We start from the raw sequence: 23,305 nt of genomic DNA on the forward strand, positions 1-23,305 counted from the left end.
CGAAGTTCGTGAAATTCTTTTGAAATATTATGTAGCAATTGTTTTTACTGAAACATCTTCTAGCCCCAATAGAAAGGTCTTGCGACCGTATGTAAAATTATAACAAAGGGGTTACATTTTTGCAATAAATTTTATTTTTCACTTTTGTCTTATTTTTATATCTATTGTATTTATCTTTTTATCCATATTATTTTTTGCTTTATAAGATTTTTTTCTATTTCTATTAAGCTGAATACAATTTTAGTACTTTGGGCATAAAAAATAACCTCGCCACTGCAAGGTTATCTTCTCTTATTATTTTTCTTTCTACTTTTTTTTCTTCTTTTTCTCGACTCCAATATATTTTTACTCTTAGAAATAGTGTAAGTGTTTGAGATTAAGTTAAGCACATTGCAGAATATTATAATCTTTATCATAAACACATTTGGTATAAAAAATCTCGTCATAATGGTGAAACTCATTATGGTAAACAAATCTACAAAGTACTCCAAATACATTATTTTTGAAAATATTGTGTTCTCTGAAAATCTCAAGTTAAAGCGAAGTACATTTATAAAAAATAAAAACATGACAAAGGTGTATGTCATTTCTGAAATGTCAATACTCGCTGTTATTATATAGATTTGGAGCATAAAGTACATGGAAAAGTTTAAAATTAAAAATCCCATTTGATACTTTTCAAATTTTAATTCAACTGATTCATATAAGTTATCTATGTCCCAATCTTCTACTAACGCTTTTAAAATTTTTGTTGCTTTTATTTTTTCACATATCCACGATGGTAAAAGGCTAAGTGCAAATATATTTACTACTATTTTCTTTAGAAGTTCAAAGACATCTGTCTTTATAAATCTGTTGAAGTAATTTAGGATAAATAATATTATTCCTATTGCAGCTGAAATTGTGAGCATCTTCAAAAAAGACCTAAAGAGTTCATAATTTTTGCCACTTAAAAGAAATTTGCCACCTTCTGTGTATGTGTTTGCAAATTCGTAGGGATTTCCCATTTTATTTAGTTCTTTTTTTATGTCATCTTCTGTGTAAATTTGCGGAAGTCTTTCTCTTAATATTTCTAAAAAGTCATTCTCTGCCATTTTTTGTTTGTCATAGGGAATGTATCTCTTGAGATAATAAATATATCTATCGACAAGTTCATGTTCTTCTAATTTCATAAAATCATCCTCAAATATATTATAAATTAAATAAAGGTTCTTTTAAATGAAGAAGTTATTTATTTTCAACTTTATATTCTATATTTTCTTATCTTATTCAAAAGATAAAAATTTCAAAATAAAAAAGCCCTGTTTCCAGAGCCTTTGATTTTATTAATTAATCAAGCACATATACTTTTACATTTCTTCTTCCAAAATTATTTGCTTCTCTATTGGAGCCATAGAATAAATCAATTCTATTTCCTTTTATTGCTCCGCCAGTATCTTCTGCCGTTGCATAGCCATAACTTTGGAATCCATCCATAGATTCAATGTATAATTTTGATCCAAGAGGAATTACTTTTGGATCTACTGCTACTGATCCAACCCTTGCACGAGTTCCCGTTGCAGTTGTTGATCCTGCTGTTGGATCGTAAGCTGTCGCTTGCATCACTATTACTTTTTTTGCAGATTTACCATTAGGTGCTGCTGGTGCTTTTCTTGTTCCTACTTCAGCTACTTCTTTTACAGGTTCTTTTGTAATTTCACTTTTCAAAACTTCTGATGATTCTAAAGCTCCATTTACATAAGTATTTTTTACAGTTTCAGTTTTTTCTCCAGCTTTTCCCTCTGTTATTATATTTTTTTCTCCTTCTAACATTTCATTGTTTTCACGAGTTTCTGTTTCAAAAGGAATTTCTACTTTGTTTTCTACATTTTCTTCTTCAACTCTATCAATTTTTATTTCCATTCCTTCTGTTGCTATTTCGTCAAGAGAAACGGAAACTCTGTCAAGTTTATTTAATTTTATATTTAAATTTTCAAGTACATCTGAAACTGTGTATCCACTTGTTTCTGCAATGAGTGTCTTGTTTCCATCTTTTATATGATAAGATTTTGGTGAAGTTATAACTATTTTAGTATCCTTTGTAATCTCTTCGTCAACTGCTGGACTAACTGAATCTTTATTTGTCACAACTATTCCTTCTTTTTTCAAAAAGTCGCCCACTGTCTTTTCATATGTAAACACTGTTTTAGTATTTCCATTGATATCTAGTTCTACGTCACTACCTAGAGCTGTATTAAAACCCATTGTCAAGACTGATACAAGCACTAGGGCAATTAAAATAAATTTCGCATTTTTAAAAATGTTCTTTCTATTCAAAAAATAACCTCCATAATCGTTACAATTTTGTAAATTTTGTTACTTTTTTGTAACCTCTTTCAACCTCATAAAAGTATATTAGAAAATCCTTCTTTTGTCAATTTTTTGTTACTTTTTTGTAATTCTTCTACAAAATCGCTAAATTAAGCTATTCTTTTTATCTGAATTTTTATAAATATTTCAAAATAAAAATATAAAAAACTCTAAACGTTGAAATTTAGAGTTTTTGTATCCTGTATTACATTTATATTACAATTTTAACTTTTTATATTGTCTTTATTTTAATTTTTATTTTATAGGGTTTATTTTTTTAATTTTTCAGCAAATCGTCTTGCAACTTTTGCCGTAAATCCCCAGATTACTTCGCCATTATATTCATAGAAGAGAACTTCTTCTCTTCCTCTTTTAAATTTGTAATTTTCTCCATTTGGTATCAAGTGATAAGGGAAGTCTTCACTTCTATTTACATTTAAATTTAAATGATAGGACTTTGGCTCATTCTCTATGAAAAATTTCAGTGGGACTGTAAAAACTTTATCAACTTCATCCTTTGAGGGATTTATTTCATAGAAATCTCTTTTTATTTCACCTGAAAAAGTATAGATAATTGCAGAATATGGATTTACAAGAAAATCCCCCTCTGAGTAAACTTCTACTTCATTTTCTTCTATTAATAGTTCCTCGCAAGTTTCTCTTATGGCAGCTTTTTCTGGAGTTTCTCCTTCTTCAATGCGACCTCCTGGAAAAGAAATTTCTCCAGGCTGATTTCTAAGAGTTAAGGCTCTTTTTTCAAATAGAAGGTGCACATCGCCCTTTCTCTTTATTAAAGGAATCATGACGGAAAAGGACTTTTCAATATCTATGGGAGATGGTTTTTGGTTTTTTAGTTTTGATTTTATTTTCATAAGTTTAAAATCAATGTCAAAAGCCATTCTCTAACTCCTTCATAAAGTCTTCTACTGAATAAATTTTAAATCTATCTAGATTTTTCCTCTCTCCTTCTCTTTCCAAGAGTCTATATAAAAGTTCATCGTATTTAAAATTGTCTGGAAGGTCAAATTCTTCTGCTACTTTGGGAGCATGTTCTTCAAAAATTTTTCTCACAACTTCACTTTCAGAACTTTCAAATCTGTCTTTTAACATCCTGTAAATATATTTTAAACTGTCTTCTTCCGATACTGGTTTTATATAATAATATTCTCCCTTCAAGCCTTTTACCTCTCTAAAGGCATCAAAATATCCAATTTTTATAAGCTCATCAGATTTTTCTCTATTAAAATCCATGCTTGAGCCAAGTTTTTTACTTGGTTTTATTATATATTTTGCCTTAATTTCATTTCTAGGCGGACTATTGTGAAGTCTTATTACAACGGCATCCATTTTGGATTTGTCAATCATATCAACTGGAGCTTGTGAGGCAAATCCTCCGTCCAAAAAATATTTTCCATGAAGTGGTTTCATCTTAAATAAGGGAAGATAACAAGATGCAATTATATAGTCCTTTAAAAGTCCTTCTTCAATATCTTCTTTAAATAGTTTTTCAACTTTAAAATCAGATACATTCACAGTGCAAAGTCCAAAATCTATACTAGAATTTCTAAGCTTATCTTCATCTATATATTTATCCACTAACCTAAAAAGTGGATAGGGTGACTTTTTAATTTCAGGAATTTTTATATCGTGATCTTTTAACTTTTGAACTATTTTATCTAGAAGGGCCTCATTTTCTTCTGCTTCTTTCACTTCGTCTTCAAAGGATTCAAAATCGAGGTTCTTCCAAAGATTAAAGCATCTAAAGGCATCTCCTTGAGAAAACATTGCACCATTAAAAGCACCAATGCTTGTTCCCACAATTTTGGAAAAGTTAAATCCCATTTCCATAAGGGCAAAATAAGCTCCCACTTGGTATGCTCCCTTTGCCCCTCCACCTTCTAATACTAAACCCCATTCTTTCATTTTGCACTTCCAAGTTCAGATGTACAATGTGGACATCTTGTTGCATCAATTGCGATTTTAGATTTACAAAATGGACAAGTTTTTTCTGTTGGCTCTTCTGTTTCTTCTTCTTTAAACATATTAGTCACTTTAGTGATTTGTTTTACCATTATAAATATGACAAGTGCAATAATTAAAAAGTCAAATACAGATTGCAAAAATATTCCATATTTTACTTCTGCTGTGCCAACTTTTACACTTAGATCAGAAAAATTGACTCCTCCAATTAAAATTCCAATAAGTGGCATCAAAATATTCTCAACAAGACTTGAAACTATTTTTCCAAAAGCACCACCTATTATAACTCCAACTGCCATGTCCATTACATTTCCTTTTGCAATGAACTCCTTAAATTCTTCAGCAAATCCTTTCATCTTTTCCTCCAATCTTGTTCTAAATTTGTTTTAGTTTTATATTATTTTTTTTGATTAATTCTAAAGCATAGTCATCAACTCTATAAGCTTCTTTGTAGATTATTTCTGAAATTCCTGCTTGTATAAGTGCCTTTGTGCAATTTAAGCATGGAAAATGTGTCACATAAGCTTTTGCCCCTTTAACAGAAATCCCTTCTTTTGCACAATACAAAAGTGCATTCATCTCTGCGTGTATAGTTGCAATGCAGTGTCCGTCACGCATAGTGTGCCCCACTTCATCGCAATGAGGATTTCCTGTGACAGATCCATTATATCCTGTTGAAATAATTCTATTGTCAGAATTTACGAGAACACAACCTACAAAGGCACGATCACAAGTAGACCTTGTAGCTACCATTTTAGTTATCTCCATAAAATATTCATCCCAAGATTTTCTCATTTTGCCTCCTTTGCAAGTTTGTCCACAAGTTCATTGTACTTAACTCCTGTGTGTGCTTCTACTTTTATAAATTTTACTTCTAATTTATCTTTTATTTCGTCATAAAATTTTTTATAAAAAATAGTTCCTTCTTTGTTTGCCTTCCAATATCCAAGAGCCCACGACCTTATGCCTTCATAATCATAATGAAGATAAATCTTTCTCTTTCCAATTGATTCTGCAAATTCCATGGCACGCATTGCACCTTTTATCTCTCCAGATACATTTCTCATTTTTGAATCCTCAAAAAATCTTTTGGAAAAAGAATATTCTTCCTCATCATTGTACATATATACCCCATAAGAGTGGCTTTTATCAGAATTTCTATAAGAACCATCTACATAGGCAATTAGCTCGTCATCTTTTGCTATTTCTCTTTTTGCCTCTTCTTTTTCATTTATAAAGCTTCTTGCATCTTCTAATTTAGAAAACTTTTTAAAACTTGCACCTTTAAAACCTGCAACTTCTTTCTTACACTCATCCCAAGTTTTGTAAATTCCAGGATTTCTTCCAATTCTTACTGCGTAATAATTCATATTCACCTCAAAAACTTTGTCATTTGTCAACTTTGTCTACATATTATATAATTAGAAGTAATTATAAGTCTAGAGTTTTGGAGGTAAAAATGAATAAAGAACAATTTGACAGAATGAAAAATGGAAAGGGATTTATAGCAGCGCTTGATCAATCAGGTGGTTCTACACCAAAAGCACTTTTAAATTATGGGGTAAAAGAAGATGCTTATTCTAATGAAGAAGAAATGTTTGAATGCGTACATGAAATGAGAAAGAGAATTATAACAAATGAATCTTTCACATCCGATAGAATTTTAGCTGCAATTTTATTTAAAGTCACTATGAATTCAAAAGTTTCTGACAAATACACTGGAGATTATCTTTGGGAAGAAAAACATATAGTTCCAATTCTAAAAATCGATGAAGGGCTTGATGAATTAAAAGATGGCGTTCAACTTATGAAACCTTTTAAACACATTGACGAACTTCTAGAAAATGCAAAAGAAAGAAATATTTTTGGAACAAAGATGCGTTCTGTTATAAAGGAATTAAATGAAGAGTCTATTAAACGAGTTGTGGAACAACAATTTGAATATGCCATTAAGATTTCCAACGCAGGCTTTGTGCCTATAATTGAACCAGAAGTTGATATACACGCAGAAAAGAAAGCTGAAATAGAAGAAATACTTAAAAAATATTTAATTGAAGGTCTTAAAAAACTTGACAAAGAAAATTATGTAATGTTTAAATTAACCCTTCCTGAAAAAGAAAATCTTTATGAAGATTTATATAATTATGGCCAAACAGTTAGAGTTGTAGCACTTTCTGGTGGATACTCAAGAGATTTTGCAAATGAAAAACTTAGAAAAAATAAAAATGTAATTGCATCTTACTCAAGGGCTTTGACAGAAGGACTAAATGTAAATCAAAATGACGAAGAATTTACAAAAACTCTTGATGATTCAATTGAAAAAAACTATTCTGCATCTGTTGAAAAATAATTAATAAATTATTAATAGTAAAATAAAAAACTTATTTTTAATCTCCATTTTTTTGGAGATTTTTTACTATCCAAAAACAGTTTTACTTTTTTAAAATTCTAATTCCTGCAATATAGATTATTATTGACTTTGGTTATTCATTGTTATAAACTATTGCATAGATAATGTTCTTTATCTATGAGTGCTGACCGCTCATCAAATGTTTTATTTTTGCTAGTGGAATTTTAATAATTTTCGCTAATTTACAATCAACTTTTTGATAACCGGGGTTCTCAATTTGGATACTGTCCGCTAGTTGACTTTTGTCAATGACCGGGGTTCCTCTGTAAATTTATCATTTTTTATTTATATGGAGGTTATTTTATGAAAAAGTACCAATTAGATGTACCTACGCCACATTCTTATACTTATGTGACAAAAAATATTCCCAATGTAACAGTTGAGCAAAGAGAAAGAGCTCTTAAAGCTACTCACTACAATGAATTTGCCTTCCCTGCCGGAATGCTAACTATTGATATGCTTTCTGACTCTGGCACAACTGCCATGACAGATTCTCAATGGTCTGCTATGTTTTTGGGCGATGAATCTTATGGAAGAAATAAAGGTTATTATGTTTTATTAGACACTTTTAGAGATGTCTTTGAAAGAGGCGATGATCAAAAGAGAATTATCGACCTTATAAGAACTGATTGCACTGATGTGGAAAAACTAATGAACGAAGTTTACCTTTGTGAATATGAAGGTGGTCTTTTTAACGGTGGTTCTGCTCAAATGGAAAGACCTAATACTTTTATTATTCAACAAGGTCGTGCTGCTGAATCAGTTTTATTTGAACTTGTAAAAAAGATTTTAAATAGTAGAGAACCTGGAAAAACTTATACTATTCCTTCAAATGGTCACTTTGACACTACTGAGGGAAATATTAAACAAATGGGTTCTATTCCAAGAAATCTCTACAACAAAGAACTTTTGTGGGAAGTTCCTGAAAATGGTCACTATGAAAAAAATCCATTTAAGGGCAACATGGACACAAAAAAATTAGAAGAACTAATCGAAAATTTAGGGCCTGAAAATATTCCTCTAATTTATACAACTATTACAAATAACACTGTATGTGGTCAACCAGTTTCTATGGCAAATCTTAGAGAATGTTCAAGAATTGCTCATAAATATGACATTCCTTATATGTTTGATGCCGCAAGATGGGCAGAAAACGCTTACTTTATCAAGGTAAATGAAGAAGGTTATGCTGACAAATCTATCCCAGAAATTGCAAAAGAAATGTTCTCTTATTGCGATGGATTCACTGCTTCTCTTAAAAAAGATGGACACGCAAATATGGGTGGAGTTTTGGCTTTTAGAGATAAGGGTTTATTCTGGAAAAAATTCTCTGACTTCAACGAAGATGGCTCTGTTAAGACAGATGTTGGAATTCTTTTAAAGGTTAAACAAATTTCTTCATATGGAAATGATTCCTATGGCGGAATGAGTGGTAGAGATATTATGGCTCTTGCCGCTGGTCTTTATGAAGCATCTAAATTCGACTATCTTGATGCTCGTGTTAAACAATGTGAATATCTTGCTCAAGGTTTTTATAAAGCCGGAGTCAAAGGAGTTGTGCTTCCTGCTGGTGGTCACGGAGTTTATATAAACATGGATGAATTCTTCGACAACAAGAGATCTCCAGAAACTTTTGCTGGTCAAGGTTTTTCTGTTGAGTTAATTAGACGTTATGGAATTAGAACTGCAGAACTTGGCAATTATTCTATGGAATACGATCTAAAAACTCCAGAACAACAAGCAGAAGTTGCAAATGTTGTTAGATTTGCAGTAAATAGAAGTCAACTTTCTAAGGAACATATGGATTATGTAATTGCCGCTGTCAAAGCTCTTTACGAAGACAGATCTACTATTCCTAATATTAGAATAGTTAAGGGAAAAGATCTCCCTATGCGTCACTTCCACGCATTCTTAGAAACTTACGAGCCTTCTGAAGATGAAAAATAATTAGCATAAAATTTAATCAAAAATAATTTCATTGTAAAAATTAAAATATTGTAAAGTTTAAAACTTATGCCCCTTCCAACAAAGGTGGGGGCATCACTATACTACCCAAAAGGAGAAAATTTATGGAAAGCAATTTAAAAACTCGTGATGGTTTTCAAAGTAAATGGGGTTTTATACTTGCGTGTATAGGCTCTGCTGTAGGAATGGGCAATATTTGGAGATTTCCTATAATGGTTTCGACCTATGGCGGGATGACTTTTTTAATACCATATTTTATTTTTGTAATACTTATAGGATCTACTGGCGTAATTTCTGAAATGGCACTTGGAAGATCAGCAGAAGCTGGCCCAGTTGGTGCCTTTGGAAAATGCACCAAGCTTAAATGGAATAATAAAAAAATTGGCGAAATAATTGGACTTATCCCTGTCCTTGGTTCTCTCGCTCTTTCAATAGGTTACACTTGTGTAATGGGTTGGATTTTTAAATACACATACTTATCCCTATCAGGTAAACTTTATAAAATGGGACAAGATATGGACTTGATAGGTTCTACTTTTGGCGAAACTGCTTCAGCAGGCGGTGCAAATCTTTGGATTGTAATAGCTATAATAGCAAGTTTTGCAATTATGGTTATGGGAGTTTCTAATGGAATTGAAAAGGCAAACAAATTTATGATGCCACTATTATTTATTTTATTTGTCGGACTTGCAATTTACATAATAACTCTCGAAGGTGCAAATGATGGATATAAATATATTTTTACAGTTGACCCCAAAGGATTAAAAAATCCAAAAGTTTGGATATTTGCTTTTGGACAAGCTTTCTTCTCTCTTTCAGTTGCAGGAAGTGGAACCGTTATATATGGGTCTTATCTCAGCAAAAAAGAAAATATACCATCATCAGCTAGAAATGTAGCTGTTTTTGATACAATTGCAGCTCTACTAGCAGCTTTTGTAATTATCCCAGCTATGGCAACAGCCAATGCTCCTCTTGATACAGGCGGCCCAGGACTTATGTTTATTTTTTTAGTAAATGTATTCAATGGAATGCCCTTTGGAAGAATTATTGGGATAATATTTTACATTTGCGTATTATTTGCAGGAATAAGTTCTCTTATTAATCTTTATGAAACTTCAGTGGCATGTTTGCAAGAACAATTTAATTTATCAAGAGCAAATTCTACAATTATAATTCACGTAATAGGATGTATTGTAGCAATACTTATCCAAGCAATAGTAAGTGGTTGGATGGATTTCATTTCAATCTATATTTGTCCACTTGGAGCTGCTCTTGCTGGAATAATGTTCTTATGGGTTGCAGGAAAAGATTATGCCCTTGACGCAGTAAATGAAGGTTCTGGCAAAAAAATTGGCAGTTGGTATTATCCTCTAGCTAAATATGTATATGTAACAGCCGCTCTTGTGGCTCTCATTGCAGGAGCAATCCTAGGGGGAATTGGCTAATATAATTTTATGCAATATAAGAAGTGTTGGTTTGTCGCCAACACTTTTATACTTTTAACTTATCTTTTAATTTAAAAATTATCCTTTTTATTTCTAAAATCTATAAATTCATCTAAATCCTTTGCTATGAAGAAAGGATTTATTTTTTTCTCTATTCCAATTGTTGAAGGAAGTGTAATTTTATCCTCTTTTCTCAAATTTTTTACTTCTTCATATTCCTTATCCAAGTCTTCATTAGAAATCACAGATTTTGCAAATTTTAAATTATTAAGAGAGTACTCATGAGCAGCATAAACTTTTGTATTATCATCAAGCTTTTTTAATCTCCTTAGTCCATCGTAGGATGCTTTATAATTTTTTGTAAAAACTCTACCACAACCCGCAAGAAAAAGTGCATCTCCACAAAATAAATTATCTCCCATCAAATAAGAAATGTGTCCTTTCGTGTGTCCACCTGTTAAAATCACTTTAAAATTTTCACTCAAGAGTTCAAATTCATCGCCATCTTTTAAATTAACATTATTGTACTCTTTAGTTTCAATGGGCCCATAAACTTTTGATCCATATTTATTTTTAAGTTCAGCCACTCCACCTACATGATCACTGTGCTTGTGAGTTAAAAGAATATAATCAAGATTTTTATCTTTCAAATAATTTATTACAGGACTTGCTTCGCCAGGGTCAAACACAATAATTTTATAGTCCTTTTCAATTGTCCAAATATAATTGTCATCAAAAGCTTTTATATAATTAATAAACATATAACACCTCTTAATATAAGTACTCTTCTTTACTAGATTTAAACACTACTTAAAATAATTTAAAAGACAGTGATTTTTCATAGCTTATTTGTTTAAGTTTTTGTTTCTTAATATCTCATTTCTCTAAATAAACTCCATTTCAGTCGTTTTTTGCAGTCGCCCTCTCAGTATGAATATAAAAAAGTAGCCTTATTTTTAAGACTACTTCCTACTCTTATTTAGTTAACTTCTTTATATCCAAATCACTCAAAAATGTTTCCTACTTGGTCACATTTTTGACTAAGACTTGATCCGATTTCTCAGAAATCGTGATAAGTCTTTCCATAGATTTTTGCTCGCCAAAAATCTATATTCCCTTATTTTTCTGAATAAGGTTCTTCATAGCTTTAGGCTCCCTTCTGTCGCCTTCAGCTTAAAAACCGTTTCAATCGTGACCAGTCACGATTGAAACTACCATTAATTACATCATTCCCATGCCTGGATTCATTGCTGGCATTTCTGGTTCGTCTTCTTTTATATTTGCTACTGCTGCTTCTGTTGTTAATATCATTGATGCTACGCTTGCTGCATTTTGGAGTGCTGATCTTGTTACTTTTGTTGGATCAACTATTCCTTCTTTTTTCATATCTACATATTCTTTTTTATATGCGTCAAATCCAATTCCATTTTCTTTTGTTTTTACTTGTTCTACTACTACTGAGCCTTCTAACCCTGCGTTTTCTGCTATTTGTCTTAGTGGTTCTTCTAATGCCTTCAAGATAATATTTGCACCAGTTTTTTCGTCATCTTCCAATTCGTCAACTACCTTTGATACTGCATCTATTGAATCAATTAATACAGTTCCGCCGCCTGCAACAATTCCTTCTTCTACTGCTGCTCTTGTTGCTGCAAGTGCATCTTCGATTCTAAGTTTTCTTTCTTTAAGTTCAACTTCTGTTGCTGCACCTACTTGAATTACTGCAACTCCACCAGATAATTTTGCAAGTCTTTCTTGTAATTTTTCTGTGTCAAATTCTGAATCAGATTCTTCAATTTGATTTTTAATGTGGCTGATTCTGTTGTCAAGCTCAGATTTTTCGCCATTTCCATTTACTATAACTGTAAGTTCTTTTTCAACTCTAACTTTTGCTGCTGACCCTAGCATATCAATTGTTGCATCTTTAAGATCTTGACCTAGGTCAGAAGAAATAACTTGTCCACCAGTTAAGATTGCTATATCTTGTAACATATCTTTTCTTCTGTCGCCATATCCTGGAGCTTTAACTCCAACAACATTTAATGTTCCTCTAAGTGAGTTTACAACAAGTGTAGCAAGTGCTTCACCTTCAATGTCGTCAGCTACAATTAAAAGTGGTTTTGATTCTTGTAAAACTTGTTCAAGAAGTGGCAAAATTTCTTGAATATTTGAAATCTTTTTATCCGTAATTAAAATATATGGGTCTTCTAATTCTGCAACCATTTTATCAGAATCTGTAACCATATATGGAGATAGATACCCTCTGTCAAATTGCATACCTTCAACTACGTCAAGGCTTGTTCCCATTGATTTTGATTCTTCAACAGTGATTACACCATCATTTCCAACTTTTTCCATTGCTTCTGAAATAAGTTTTCCAACTTGTTCATTAGCAGCAGATATAGATGCTACTTGTTCAATAGCTTCTTTTGAAGAAACTTCTGTTGAAAAGTTTTTGATTTCTTCAACTGCCTTATCAACTGCTTTTTCAATTCCTTTTTGAAGAACCATTGGATTTGCACCTGCAGCAAGGTTTCTCATTCCTTCTCTTATAATTGCTTGTGCAAGAAGAGTTGCTGTTGTAGTACCATCACCGGCTACATCATTTGTTTTAGTGGCAACTTCTTTTAAAAGTTGAGCTCCCATGTTTTCAAATTTATCTTCGCATTCAATTTCTCTTGCAATAGTTACACCATCATTAGTAATAAGTGGCGTTCCATATTCTTTGTCCAAAATTACATTTCTACCCTTAGGTCCAAGAGTAACTTTAACTGTATCTGCAAGAGTATTTATTCCTTTAATTAATCCTTTTCTAGCATCTTCTGAAAATTTAATTTCCTTAGCCATTTTATCTCTCCTTATTCAATTACTGCCAAGATATCTTGGAATTTAATAATTGTGTATTTTTCCTTATCAAGTTCAATGTCATTTCCTGCATATTTTGAAAAAATAACTTTGTCGCCCACTTTTACAAGGCCCTTCATATCTTCATCTGTATCTAGTTTATTTCCTGTTGCAACAACTTCTGCTATATTTGATTCCTCTTTTGCTGAAGAAGGAAGTACAATTCCTGAAGTAGTTGTTTCTTCTTTTTCAATTTTTTTAATGACGATCTTATCATCAAGTGGTCTAAGTTTCATCTATTTCAACCTCCAATAAATAATTAGCACTCATTGTTCTATTCTGCTAACACTATTATAATAACTCAAATAAAAAATTTTTTCAAGTATAAAAACAAAATTAAAATTTAAAATTTTCCACTTCTATTTAGGCAAAAAGAAATTTTCTATGTCAATCTTTTCCAATTCGAGAAGTTTAATTTTTCTATCTATTCCTCCAGCATATCCTGTTAAATTGCCATCTTTTCCAACAACTCTGTGGCAGGGGATTATTATAGAAATTGGATTGTGTGATACTGCACCACCAACTGCTTGAGAAGACATTTTCTTATAATCTTTTTCCTCAACAAGTTTTTGTGCAATACTTTTATAATTTGTAGTCTTTCCATAAGGTATATCAAGTAAAATTTTCCAAACATCTCTTCTAAAGTCTGTACCCATCATGTGAACTTTTGGCGTAAAACTTGGATTTCTCCCAGAAAAATAAATATCAAGATAGTCCTTAGTATCTTTTATAAAATTATTTTCCTTAAAAATAACATCTTCTTTTAAATTTTCTTTAAAATATTTTTGATTCTCAAACCAAAGGCCTGTCAAACCGCATTTATCTGATGCTATTAAAATATTTCCTAATGGAGATTTATAATTATCTAAATATATCATTTTGTCCTCTAAACTTTTTAACTCTTAATCTAATTACTTTATATACTATATAAGATTTAAATTTATAACCATTTTTTGCAGAAAAAATCTGCAGACTTCCCTGCAGATTTTAAGGAGATGGTTTTATGAAAAATATCACCAGTTAATTTATTCACTTTTATTTAGTCTTAGTGTTGTTGTTTGACTTTTTCAAAGCTTCTATTTCTTTTTTAAGAACTTCTACTTCTTTAACTTCTTTTCTTAATGTTTCTATTTCTTTTAATTCTTTCTTAAGATCTTCGATTTCTTTATTAACTTCTAAATTTTGTCCAGCTTTAACCTTAGCATTTTCATCTTTTAATTTTCTAACTTCTTCTCTAAGTTCTCTAATTTCCTTTTCGGAATCGATCTTATTTTGTGTAACAATATTTTCTAGACTTGACTTAGCAAGCTTTTCATTTTCAAATTCCCTTGCAAGATCTTCAACTTCACCTAAGAACTTTTCAGCATCTTTTGCTGTTGCAACTGGAATGTCTTTTAGCTTTTCTGCCAATCTTTCTCTGTAAGCATCCTTATTTTTTTCAACTATATCTATAATTTCTTGAGCCTTTTCTTTGTATTCACTAGAATTTACAAGATCCTTATAAGCTCTTTCAAAATTTCTCATATAGAATCTGAAGAAATCAGAAAAATCTTCTAATGATGCTTCAGTTTCAAGACCATCAATATAATTCCTTTGAGCCTTTAGTGCTGTTTCTTGATTTTTCTTTTCCAAGAATAAATTAAATTCAAGAAGCTTTAATTCAAGTTCAAGATAATTTTCAAGTTCTTTTTTAGACTTTATCTTTTCCCCATCACTTACACCAATAGTTGGCATTTCAAAAATTTTATCCAGAATTCCTTGATAAAAATCTCTTACATCTTTAACTAATAGTTCAGGTCTATTTTTAATAGCTTCTTCATAAAAGTCAATTGATTTCTTAGAATTTTGAACCACTGGTCTTACAAACTTTTCTAAATTGAAGTTTTCCACAATTCTGTAATAACTATCTGGTATCAACTTGTAGAAATACTTTTTAGACATATCAACTAACTCGTCGCTATAAATTTCAAATAATTCAATTAATTTATTTTGTGCTGAAACAATGTCTAAATCTTTATAAAAGTCGCCATAAGCAAGATATAGTCTGTTTAAAAATTCAACATTCTTGTTGTAGTTTTCCATTGATTCCTTATATCCAGGCACTTGATTGAAAAAGTCTTTGAAATTATCTTCAAACTTTTGATTCATTTGTTTATAATCAGTGAAAAATTCCATTGGATTTTTAAAACTATTTACAAACATATCTGGTCCAAAGGATTTGAAATTTCCAAAATTGAAAGATTCCATAAACTTACTATAAGCTTCCTTTTGATTGTCAAAAATATTCTTTTGCATTTCTAACATATCTTCAAAAAAATTTTTATTATCCATTACTTCCTCCTATTTTTAGTTCTTGCATTTAACCATTCCACTTTAAAGTCTTTATTTTTGTTTTGCTTTAGTAGATTATAATATCAAAATAAAATAAGGTCAACTCAAGATTACCTTTTCCTGCGGATTTTACGAAAATTTTACTACTTATTTAATTTTTCTTTATTTTTATTCCTATTTTATTCTTCTTTCATTTCTCTTATTATATTGTTACCCAACTAAATAGATATTATTTATATTTAGTAAGATATTTTAATTAATTCAAACTTTTAGTAAATAAGTTTTCTTTATTAATAAAAAATGTTCATCTTTGTCTGTTTTACAAGCTTCCTTTATAATTTGTGCACACTATGTTATAATGTAGATAAGAAAAATTTTATGTAGGGGAGGACATACATACTATGGAAAAACCTTGGGAGTTTGACGATTTTATATTTGATGGCGATGTTCTAAAAGGAATGACAAGAAAAGGCAAAGACAAAATAAAAGAAAATGGATACTTTGACATGGTAGTGCCTACTGAAGGCCCTGATGGAACAAAAATTAGAGTTATTGGAGAACAATGTTTCTTTAGAAGAAAGCTTAATTCAGTTGTAATTCCAGAAACTGTTGAAGAAATTAAGTATGAAGCTTTTGGCGTAAATAACTTAACTGAAGTTATTATCCCTGATGCTGTTAAAAAGATTGACTCTTATGCATTTTACAGAAATAAATTAACTGATGTTAAAATGCCTAAAGAAGTAGAATACATTGGCGATAATGCTTTTTCTCTAAATCAAATTGGCGAAATTAATATTCCAGACACTGTTGAATTTATTGGAGTTAGTGCTTTCTACAAAAATAATTTAACTGAAGTTAAATTGCCAGAAAACATTAAGAAAATTGACATGTATGCTTTCAGAAAAAATAACATTATGGAAGTAAATGTGCCAGCTGGAATTGAAAAATTTGACGATAGAGCTTTCGAAGAAAATACTGTTGTAAAAAAAGGCTGAAGATTTAAAAAACTTTAACAAAAAACTGTTGCTTTTTTTGGCAACAGTTTTTTTATCTACAAGAACATAGTTAAATAAATAGGAAGATATGTCACATTATTTTCTATCTTTAAATCTTTTGTGTATATTACTATTTTTTCTTTTATTCTATTGGAATATTTGACAGAAAAATTATCCAAAGACTTATGCGCCTTGTATCCAGATGATTTTACTTCTATGGGAGATATTTTTGATTCTTTTGGAATAATAAAGTCGATTTCATAATTTCTCTTTTTTATTTTATCAAGATATGTGTGATAATAAAGTTTGTAGCCTTTTGACACTAAAATTTGTGCAACTGCATTTTCATACAAAATACCTAAATTTGTTTGTAATTTATCACTTAAAAGTTTTTTATAAATTATATTTTCTGTAAACTCTCGATCTTTAAACATAAGTGACACTAAAAGACCTGTGTCGCTTAAATAAAGCCTAAATTTATTTCTATTTGCCATGCTTGAAAGTCCTACATTGGGATCTAGAACATTGTAAGAAGTTAAAACTGTTTTTGATGATTTCAATTCTGATATTTTCGACATTATACTTTCTTTGTTGCCATTTTTTATGACACTTGTTATTTGATAAGCTGATGAATGCTTGTTAAGTTCGGAAGGTATACTGTCGTATAATTCTGAAATCTGTCCTGTATAATCTATTTTGTAAAAATCTTTTTCGTAAAGTTCTATTATTTCATTTTTTACTCGATCAACCATTTCCAAATTATTTGAACTTATATACTCTTGTACAGCTTGAGGCATTCCTCCTATAAGCATATAAAGTCTAAATTTTCTCATCATATTTCTATTTTGTTCTTGTCCAATAGAAATTTTATTTTTATAAATTTTTTCTAACAATTGTGAAGTTTCTATATCTCCTGTTGCCCATAAAAATTCTTCGAAGTCCATTGGATACATATTAATTTTATGTTCTTCACTTGGTATCAAAATGTTTTCTACATTCTTTTTAATTGATATTAGAGATCCTGTTTCAATATAGTCATATCTTCCGTCTGCTACCAATAACTTTATTGCCTGTCTAGCTTTTGGATTGAATTGAACTTCATCAAAAATTATAAGAGAGTTCTTTTCAACGAGATTAACTCCATACTGCAATTGAAGTTGCAAGAAAAAATAATCCAAATCTGATAAATCATTAAATAAATCTCTCACCGAATCTGTAGCATAAGCAAAATCAATCAAAATGTATTTTTCATATTCATTTTTTGCAAACTCTTCTGCGACTGTAGACTTCCCTACGCGTCTTGCTCCTTCTATAAGGAGTGCTGTTTTCGACTTTGAAGAATTTTTCCATTCTAAAAGTTCTCTATATATTTTTCTTCTAAACATAAATCCTCCTTATAAGCCTTATTTTGTAATTCCGCACTTTTTTTAAGTGCAAAACATTACAATCCCGCACTTTTTATATCTTAATAATATCATAATCCCGCACTTTTTTTAAGTGTAAAATATTACAATCCCGCACTTTTTATTTTTTGCAAAATAAAAGACCTCAACTACTTTCGCAATTGAGATCTCTATCTAAATTAAATTTTATTTAATCAGTTTCTATTAAGTTCTACCATTTCACTAAATGTTTCAAGTTGAGTTTTAACTTGACCAAAGTCAGTCATTTGTTGATCGTAACCCATTTTGATTAGTGGAATACCAGCTTTTTCGTAAGCTTTTTTAAGTGATGGATATTCCATTTCTTCTGTGTCATTAAAAGTCATCATAAACAATAGACATCCATCTGCATCGTTATTTACTGCTAAGTCAACAACATATTTTGGTCTTTTCCAAATATCTGGATCGTAAAGAATTGGATCTTCGTCCATTCTTGCAAATTGATCTGCAAGAGCCATATATGGATCTTCAATTGAAGTATCAACATCAACTTTTAGTCCTCTTGATTCACTTGCAACATCATCTGCAACTACGCAAATGTTAAATTTGTCAAGAACTTCAAGAAGTGCTGGGTTATCTGTAATTATACCAGATGTAACAACTCTTGGTCCCTTGCATTCTTCTTTTGGCATAGCTTTTAGAGCTTCAATTAGTTCTTTAAGCATCTTGTTGTGTTCATCTTTTAGCATATAATATGAAGATTTTAATACATAACATCTGTCAGATGCTTTTATGGTTTCTGAATAATCTCCGCATAATTTAATGAACTCTCTCTTTAAAGCTCTGTTTTCATTGTAAACTTCGAAAGCTTTCTTTAAATTTTCATCAGTAATTTCTACACCACAAATTTCTTCAAGCCTTTCTGCTGCTTGTTTAAAGATTTTTGCATTGTAAGTTTTACCAAAGTCTTCTTTTCTGTGTTGTGCATGGTTCAAGAATACCATTGGAATTTTTCTTCCCACAGAAACTTTGTAGTTTTGAGAAAGTGGTCTTAATGTGTCATCAAGTGTAGTTAACATTGACGCACTAAGTCCGTCAAGACTTCCATCAAGTCCCATTTCTAAACATCTTAGTGCTAGTGAATAATAAAATGTTGGGAAATATTCTTTAGCTTTATCTATTGGACCTTGTCCTCCCCATATTCCTATTGGAACAAGTCCACCTGCATAAATAATTTCTTCAGGTGCATAATAAGGGAATACTCCAACTGCTTTTTTACCTTCTGCAAGATATTTGTCAAGTTGTTCTCTTGGACTTTCTGCTATATTTTTAAATTCTTTTAATAAATTTTGTATATCAGTCATTTTGCACCTCTATTAAATTGTAGTCTTAGACCAGTCTGTTTCTTTAGTGTTTTCGAAATTAGTGTAAACTTCTTCGCCTTTAGCGATTCTATCTGCTTTTCTTTCGTTCATAATTTCTACTAAACCTTGGACTCTAGTCTTGTATTGTTCTTCAGAGAAGTTTCTTTCATCAGCTTGGTCACCGTCAAAGTGAACTACTGGGATGTCAAGATCTTCTCTCCATCTTCTTTCGATTTCAGGCATTGCCCCTGACCATGGTTTACATGATCTATTGTAGTTAACAAGTGCTCCAGAAACACCATTTTCTTTTGCCATTGTTTCTCTCCATTCAACACCATCTTCAATACATACTGAACAAGGAGCTTTACAATAAGCTGCTGCCATTTCTCTTACAGTTGTATATTGGAATCCGAAAGCAGGTGCATATACTACTGCTGTTACGTTTACTCCATTTTGTTTTAATGGTTCGAACAAGTGTCTTAGACCTGGCCAGCAAGGAATTCCTTCAAATAGAATTCTATGTTCTTCTGGATATTCCCAAGTAGAAGTACCTTCTCTAACAGATTGTTCATACTCTGCTGCTAAAAGTTCAAATCCTTCTGCTGCATCAATTTCACACCTTGCAGCTACAATGTCTGCCATGTGGTTAAATAGATCAAATCCAGAAAGTGGAGATGGTTCATAAGCCATGTAAGAACAAGCTTTAAGCCATGCTGCTGCAGTTCTATTTGCAATCTTACAAGCTTCTTCAAATTTAGATTCATCAAATTTCTTTCCAGTTAATTTTTCAAGTTGGTGAATAGCATATTCGAATTGTCCCATTAAGTAATCAACTTTTTCTTCAGGTACATCAACAGTATTTTGGAAAGGAATATCTATCATGATCATTGGAATGTCATGCATTCTTGCAATATTTTCATACCATTTTGTCATCATGTTACAGATGTTGTTACAACAAAGTACAAAATCTGGTTGTGGCATCTTTCTTGAGTCAGTAGGTTCCCCTGCTGCATAAGCAAGTGAAATTCTTGCATAACCACAGATATCATTGTCATATCCCATGTCTTCAGCTGTTTGACAAAGTCTAAGTCCGTCTTTTTTAGCTGCTGTTGTTGCTGCATGATTTTCTGGATATACTGCGTGAAGTCCAAAAGCTTTAGCTAACTCAATTGGGAACTTAGATGATGACCATCCAACTAATTCTCCTCTTTTTTTTGCATCCCATGCTGCTCCATAAACTCTATCTACTACATTTCTTAGAGCTTGAGCTGCAGGAATATTTCCTTCGATTGGTCTTGGTTTTTTACCTGGTATTTTTTGAATTTTATCAGCCATAGTTTACCTCCTAAAATAAATTATGCATTAGCCTTTTTATCTTTTAATTTTTCCAATTTACATTTTTGATATCCAAATAGTGCTGCTCCAAGAGCACCATTTAGTTGACATAAAGGTGAAGTGTGGATCTTGTGTCCAGTATTTTCTTCGAGAGCTCTTATCATGCCCTTGTTTAAGGCAACTCCACCTGTAAATACAATATCATCATTTAATCCCACTCTTTTTGCAAGAGAGCCAACTCTTGCAGCAATGGAGTCATGAATGCCCTTTACTATATCTTCTATTTTTGCTCCACTTGCAAGCTGTGAAATAACTTCTGATTCAGCAAAAACTGTACAAGTAGAAGAAATATTTACATCTTTTGTAGATTTCGCATCTAATTCTTCAAGTTCAGAGATGTCAACTTCAAGTACTCTAGCAATAACATCTAAGAATCTTCCAGTACCAGCAGCACATTTGTCATTCATTACGAAATTTTCAAGCATTCCATTATCTCCTATTTTAAGAGCCTTTGCATCCTGTCCACCAATATCAATTATTGTGCTAACATTTGGAAATAAGAAATAAGCACCTTTGGCGTGACAGGAAAGTTCAGACATTTGAAAATCTGCTCCAGGGAGTGCATTTCTCCCATATCCTGTTGCCATTACATAGGAAATATCTTCTCTTTTCATGTTTGCCTTTTCAAGTGTTTTAGTAATTGTCCTAGAAGGACCACTCGTCCCTGCACCAACATCAATAACAGAAGTAGAAATAATTTCCTTGCCATCTTTTAAAATAATACTTTTTGAGGCAGTTGAACCAATATCAACCCCCATTGTATAAATAGCTTCTGCCATACAATCTCCTCTTTATTTTAATATTAATATCTTACTGTATTTAATTCTACTATAATTATGTACCTTTGTCAAAAGACATAACCCTTAAAACAAGAATATACAAGGCTTCAAGAGATTTTAGGCTTTACTATTTATATATATTTGTTGTTATTTTTTACTTATGGTAACCTCAGAGTACATATACAAAAATATTGGATAATCCTTGTAAGATTATCCAATAAATTGTCATATATTTAATATTATTTAATATTATTTAATCTGTCGTAATCTCTAATTATTCTTGGTGTAAGCATTTGATGAACCGGACAAATTGACTTTGGATCTTGATATGCACTTTCTGTAAAAGCAATAATATAGTTTCTCCATAAGTTCATGTTTATTATTTCATCTACAAGTCCATACTTAGCACAAGAGAATGGTTTTGATTTTTCTGCATAATCTTGAATCAAATCGTTCATCTTGTCAATAGTAGGTTGAAGATCTTTGCCAGCCTTTTTATCTTTTGCAAGTCTTCTAGAGTACATTGCAGTAGCTGCTGTTTCTCCGTTCATTACGTTGATTTCAGTTGCTGCAGTTCCAAGTGAGAATGCGTTAGTGTCATTACCTTGAGGTCCACCAAGTACATAGTGAGCTGCTGCAGTACCTTTTCTCATTGTAATTTCCATTTGTGGAAGATCAGAGTTTTGGATTGAATAAATAAGTGATTGACCAAGTCCTAGTAATTCTGCCTTTTCAGCATCGTCACCAACGTCGATACCAGTAGTATCTTGTAACCATACTATAGGAAGTCTATCTCTAGCACAAAGTGTTACGAATTCATTCATCTTTATAAGACCTTGTCTATAAAGTTTACCACCAATTGAGATGTGTTTTGGATCATTGTAGTATTCTGGATAGCCCATTAATAGACCTTGAACGTTAGCTACAACACCAACTAAAAGTCCGTTAACTTTAGCAAGACCAGTTACCATTTCTCTACCATAACCCTTTTTGTATTCCATAAATTCTGAACCGTCAAAAAGTCTTGCAATTACGTCATAAACATCGTAAGCTTTTTTACCATTAAGTGGAATTAAAGAATACATGTCGTTAGGATCATATAGTGGATTCTTTGGATCGTCTACTCTAAAGAATTCTCTATCAAATTTTGGAAGCATAGAAAGATATTTTCTAATACCTTCAAGTACGCCTTCTTCTTCAACATAACATTCTCTCATGAAACCAGTTTGAGCAAAGTGAACTCCAACTGATCCCGGAGGAGTAGTTTTCTTAGCGTTAGCAGTTTGATCTGCTATTTGATTTGCTCCTTCTTCATCTATATATCCCTTAGGATTCATACCGCCAAGGATTCCAGCTCCACCAACAGCCATGTTTGCATCTTTATGTGCAATTATAATTGTAGGTGAAATTGAGTGGTATCCACCACCAGCTGGGTTAGTACCATAGATGCCAACAATTACAGGAACTCCACATTGGTTAAGTCTTGAGTTTCTGTAGAATGGAGTACCGCCACCACGTCTGTTTGGATATACTTTTTCTTGTTCATCAAGTTTTACACCTGAACAGTTTAGTATATATACTAGTGGAATTCTAAGTCTTTCAGCTGTATCTGATGCTCTTAGAAGGTCATCAGCTTGTCCTGCAATCCATGCGCCTGCAAGTTTCTTGTTATCTGATGCAACGATGTAAACCCATCTGTCGTCAACTTTTGCAAGTCCCTTAACAACACCAGTTGTTCCGTGATCATTGTCACCAGGGTTATAAATTGTATTTAGTGGGCACCAAGTACCTTCGTCGATAAGTTCAGCAATTCTTTGAAGAGCTGTCATTTCTCCACGTTCATTTACTTTTTCATCTGGTTTGCCGGCAGCAAGAGCTTTCTCAGCAAATTCTCTTATTTCTTCTTCAACTTCTCTTAATTCATTAAAGTTATTTTCGTCAACTGCTTTTAATGGATTTCCAATTGTCTTCATATTTTGAAAATATGAAGCAAGTGAGTATTGGCCCAT

The 23,305-nt window shown here is 31.6% G+C and carries 21 protein-coding genes; 4 read left to right on the forward strand and 17 right to left on the reverse strand.

All coding sequences use genetic code 11. The features are described 5' to 3' along the window. Positions 1-281: 281 nt before the first annotated feature. The 7 genes from RH95_RS06005 to RH95_RS06035 form a co-directional block, all read right to left on the reverse strand. On the reverse strand, positions 282-1,172 hold the full coding sequence (locus RH95_RS06005) for a hypothetical protein (RefSeq protein WP_010246018.1): 891 nt from the start codon (positions 1,170-1,172) through the stop codon (positions 282-284). A gap of 157 nt (positions 1,173-1,329) precedes the next feature. After that, positions 1,330-2,316 carry a resuscitation-promoting factor gene (locus RH95_RS06010; protein ID WP_010246021.1) on the reverse strand — a complete coding sequence of 329 codons (987 nt, stop codon included), beginning with the start codon at positions 2,314-2,316 and terminating at the stop codon, positions 1,330-1,332. Between the two features lie 302 nt (positions 2,317-2,618). Beyond that, positions 2,619-3,248: an NUDIX hydrolase gene (locus tag RH95_RS06015; protein WP_010246025.1), complete on the reverse strand. Its 630-nt coding sequence runs from the start codon at positions 3,246-3,248 to the stop codon at positions 2,619-2,621. Beyond that, on the reverse strand, positions 3,238-4,272 hold the full coding sequence (locus tag RH95_RS06020; protein WP_010246028.1) for a patatin-like phospholipase family protein: 1,035 nt from the start codon (positions 4,270-4,272) through the stop codon (positions 3,238-3,240). Before RH95_RS06020 ends, RH95_RS06015 begins: the two co-directional genes overlap by 11 nt. Beyond that, positions 4,269-4,685, reverse strand: coding sequence for a large conductance mechanosensitive channel protein MscL (mscL, locus tag RH95_RS06025; RefSeq protein WP_010246031.1), 417 nt, complete (start codon positions 4,683-4,685; stop codon positions 4,269-4,271). The genes RH95_RS06020 and mscL overlap by 4 nt, the downstream gene beginning before the upstream one ends. Positions 4,686-4,704: 19 nt before the next feature. Next, entirely contained in the window at positions 4,705-5,124 is a 420-nt protein-coding gene (locus tag RH95_RS06030; RefSeq protein ID WP_010246034.1) for a deoxycytidylate deaminase, read from the reverse strand. Further along, positions 5,121-5,699, reverse strand: a complete 579-nt coding sequence (locus RH95_RS06035) for a ribonuclease H1 domain-containing protein (RefSeq protein ID WP_010246036.1) — start codon at positions 5,697-5,699, stop codon at positions 5,121-5,123. The genes RH95_RS06030 and RH95_RS06035 overlap by 4 nt, the downstream gene beginning before the upstream one ends. Positions 5,700-5,788: 89 nt before the next feature. Here RH95_RS06035 and RH95_RS06040 point away from each other — a divergent pair, with 89 nt between their 5' ends. From RH95_RS06040 to RH95_RS06050, 3 genes are all read left to right on the forward strand, one after another. Then, positions 5,789-6,679 carry a fructose bisphosphate aldolase gene (locus RH95_RS06040; protein WP_010246039.1) on the forward strand — a complete coding sequence of 297 codons (891 nt, stop codon included), beginning with the start codon at positions 5,789-5,791 and terminating at the stop codon, positions 6,677-6,679. A gap of 363 nt (positions 6,680-7,042) precedes the next feature. Next, a complete protein-coding gene (locus tag RH95_RS06045; protein ID WP_010246042.1) occupies positions 7,043-8,686 on the forward strand; it encodes a tryptophanase in 1,644 nt (547 codons plus the stop codon). A 122-nt stretch (positions 8,687-8,808) separates the two neighbouring features. Then, the gene (locus RH95_RS06050; RefSeq protein ID WP_010246045.1) at positions 8,809-10,149 is read left to right on the forward strand and encodes a sodium-dependent transporter; all 1,341 of its coding nucleotides are present in this window, start codon (positions 8,809-8,811) and stop codon (positions 10,147-10,149) included. Between the two features lie 71 nt (positions 10,150-10,220). Here the strand turns inward: RH95_RS06050 and gloB are convergent, their stop codons facing one another. The 5 genes from gloB to RH95_RS06075 all read right to left on the reverse strand — a co-directional run bounded on the left by gloB (position 10,221) and on the right by RH95_RS06075 (position 15,381). After that, complete coding sequence (gene gloB, locus RH95_RS06055) at positions 10,221-10,910, reverse strand: hydroxyacylglutathione hydrolase (protein WP_010246048.1); 690 nt, start codon at positions 10,908-10,910, stop codon at positions 10,221-10,223. A gap of 460 nt (positions 10,911-11,370) precedes the next feature. Further along, positions 11,371-12,993 (reverse strand): chaperonin GroEL, encoded by a 1,623-nt coding sequence (gene groL / locus RH95_RS06060; protein WP_010246050.1) that lies wholly within the window; start codon positions 12,991-12,993, stop codon positions 11,371-11,373. Positions 12,994-13,004: 11 nt separating this feature from the next. Beyond that, positions 13,005-13,286 carry a co-chaperone GroES gene (locus tag RH95_RS06065; protein ID WP_010246055.1) on the reverse strand — a complete coding sequence of 94 codons (282 nt, stop codon included), beginning with the start codon at positions 13,284-13,286 and terminating at the stop codon, positions 13,005-13,007. A 123-nt stretch (positions 13,287-13,409) separates the two neighbouring features. Continuing rightward, on the reverse strand, positions 13,410-13,928 hold the full coding sequence (locus tag RH95_RS06070) for a methylated-DNA--[protein]-cysteine S-methyltransferase (RefSeq protein ID WP_010246058.1): 519 nt from the start codon (positions 13,926-13,928) through the stop codon (positions 13,410-13,412). A gap of 157 nt (positions 13,929-14,085) precedes the next feature. Continuing rightward, positions 14,086-15,381 (reverse strand): hypothetical protein, encoded by a 1,296-nt coding sequence (locus RH95_RS06075; protein WP_010246061.1) that lies wholly within the window; start codon positions 15,379-15,381, stop codon positions 14,086-14,088. Positions 15,382-15,782: 401 nt separating this feature from the next. On the opposite strand from RH95_RS06075, the gene RH95_RS06080 reads away from it, so the two are divergent. Then, positions 15,783-16,376, forward strand: a complete 594-nt coding sequence (locus RH95_RS06080) for a leucine-rich repeat domain-containing protein (RefSeq protein ID WP_010246064.1) — start codon at positions 15,783-15,785, stop codon at positions 16,374-16,376. Positions 16,377-16,432: 56 nt separating this feature from the next. Here the strand turns inward: RH95_RS06080 and RH95_RS06085 are convergent, their stop codons facing one another. The 5 genes from RH95_RS06085 to RH95_RS06105 form a co-directional block, all read right to left on the reverse strand. Then, on the reverse strand, positions 16,433-17,761 hold the full coding sequence (locus tag RH95_RS06085) for an ATP-binding protein (protein ID WP_010246067.1): 1,329 nt from the start codon (positions 17,759-17,761) through the stop codon (positions 16,433-16,435). A gap of 212 nt (positions 17,762-17,973) precedes the next feature. Continuing rightward, entirely contained in the window at positions 17,974-19,122 is a 1,149-nt protein-coding gene (locus RH95_RS06090) for a 2-hydroxyacyl-CoA dehydratase subunit D (protein ID WP_010246070.1), read from the reverse strand. Between the two features lie 12 nt (positions 19,123-19,134). Beyond that, a complete protein-coding gene (locus RH95_RS06095) occupies positions 19,135-20,457 on the reverse strand; it encodes a 2-hydroxyacyl-CoA dehydratase subunit D (RefSeq protein ID WP_010246073.1) in 1,323 nt (440 codons plus the stop codon). Positions 20,458-20,477: 20 nt separating this feature from the next. Next, positions 20,478-21,296: an acyl-CoA dehydratase activase gene (locus RH95_RS06100; RefSeq protein ID WP_010246076.1), complete on the reverse strand. Its 819-nt coding sequence runs from the start codon at positions 21,294-21,296 to the stop codon at positions 20,478-20,480. A 239-nt stretch (positions 21,297-21,535) separates the two neighbouring features. Beyond that, entirely contained in the window at positions 21,536-23,305 is a 1,770-nt protein-coding gene (locus RH95_RS06105; protein ID WP_010246079.1) for an acyl-CoA carboxylase subunit beta, read from the reverse strand.

The organism is Peptoniphilus rhinitidis 1-13 (genome assembly GCF_000246925.1).
Taxonomy (GTDB): Bacteria; Bacillota; Clostridia; order Tissierellales; family Peptoniphilaceae; genus Peptoniphilus_A; species Peptoniphilus_A lacydonensis.

Bases quoted from the DNA above. Each gene is read 5' to 3' on its own strand.
- RH95_RS06005 (WP_010246018.1), bottom strand. From the start codon at position 1,172: ATGAAATTAGAAGAACATGAACTTGTCGATAGATATATTTATTATCTC.
- RH95_RS06015 (WP_010246025.1), bottom strand. From the start codon at position 3,248: ATGGCTTTTGACATTGATTTTAAACTTATGAAAATAAAATCAAAACTA.
- RH95_RS06020 (WP_010246028.1), bottom strand. From the start codon at position 4,272: ATGAAAGAATGGGGTTTAGTATTAGAAGGTGGAGGGGCAAAGGGAGCA.
- mscL (WP_010246031.1), bottom strand. From the start codon at position 4,685: ATGAAAGGATTTGCTGAAGAATTTAAGGAGTTCATTGCAAAAGGAAAT.
- RH95_RS06030 (WP_010246034.1), bottom strand. From the start codon at position 5,124: ATGAGAAAATCTTGGGATGAATATTTTATGGAGATAACTAAAATGGTA.
- RH95_RS06035 (WP_010246036.1), bottom strand. From the start codon at position 5,699: ATGAATTATTACGCAGTAAGAATTGGAAGAAATCCTGGAATTTACAAA.
- RH95_RS06040 (WP_010246039.1), top strand. From the start codon at position 5,789: ATGAATAAAGAACAATTTGACAGAATGAAAAATGGAAAGGGATTTATA.
- RH95_RS06045 (WP_010246042.1), top strand. From the start codon at position 7,043: ATGAAAAAGTACCAATTAGATGTACCTACGCCACATTCTTATACTTAT.
- RH95_RS06050 (WP_010246045.1), top strand. From the start codon at position 8,809: ATGGAAAGCAATTTAAAAACTCGTGATGGTTTTCAAAGTAAATGGGGT.
- gloB (WP_010246048.1), bottom strand. From the start codon at position 10,910: ATGTTTATTAATTATATAAAAGCTTTTGATGACAATTATATTTGGACA.
- groL (WP_010246050.1), bottom strand. From the start codon at position 12,993: ATGGCTAAGGAAATTAAATTTTCAGAAGATGCTAGAAAAGGATTAATT.
- RH95_RS06065 (WP_010246055.1), bottom strand. From the start codon at position 13,286: ATGAAACTTAGACCACTTGATGATAAGATCGTCATTAAAAAAATTGAA.
- RH95_RS06070 (WP_010246058.1), bottom strand. From the start codon at position 13,928: ATGATATATTTAGATAATTATAAATCTCCATTAGGAAATATTTTAATA.
- RH95_RS06075 (WP_010246061.1), bottom strand. From the start codon at position 15,381: ATGGATAATAAAAATTTTTTTGAAGATATGTTAGAAATGCAAAAGAAT.
- RH95_RS06080 (WP_010246064.1), top strand. From the start codon at position 15,783: ATGGAAAAACCTTGGGAGTTTGACGATTTTATATTTGATGGCGATGTT.
- RH95_RS06085 (WP_010246067.1), bottom strand. From the start codon at position 17,761: ATGTTTAGAAGAAAAATATATAGAGAACTTTTAGAATGGAAAAATTCT.
- RH95_RS06090 (WP_010246070.1), bottom strand. From the start codon at position 19,122: ATGACTGATATACAAAATTTATTAAAAGAATTTAAAAATATAGCAGAA.
- RH95_RS06095 (WP_010246073.1), bottom strand. From the start codon at position 20,457: ATGGCTGATAAAATTCAAAAAATACCAGGTAAAAAACCAAGACCAATC.
- RH95_RS06100 (WP_010246076.1), bottom strand. From the start codon at position 21,296: ATGGCAGAAGCTATTTATACAATGGGGGTTGATATTGGTTCAACTGCC.
- RH95_RS06105 (WP_010246079.1), bottom strand. From the start codon at position 23,305: ATGGGCCAATACTCACTTGCTTCATATTTTCAAAATATGAAGACAATT.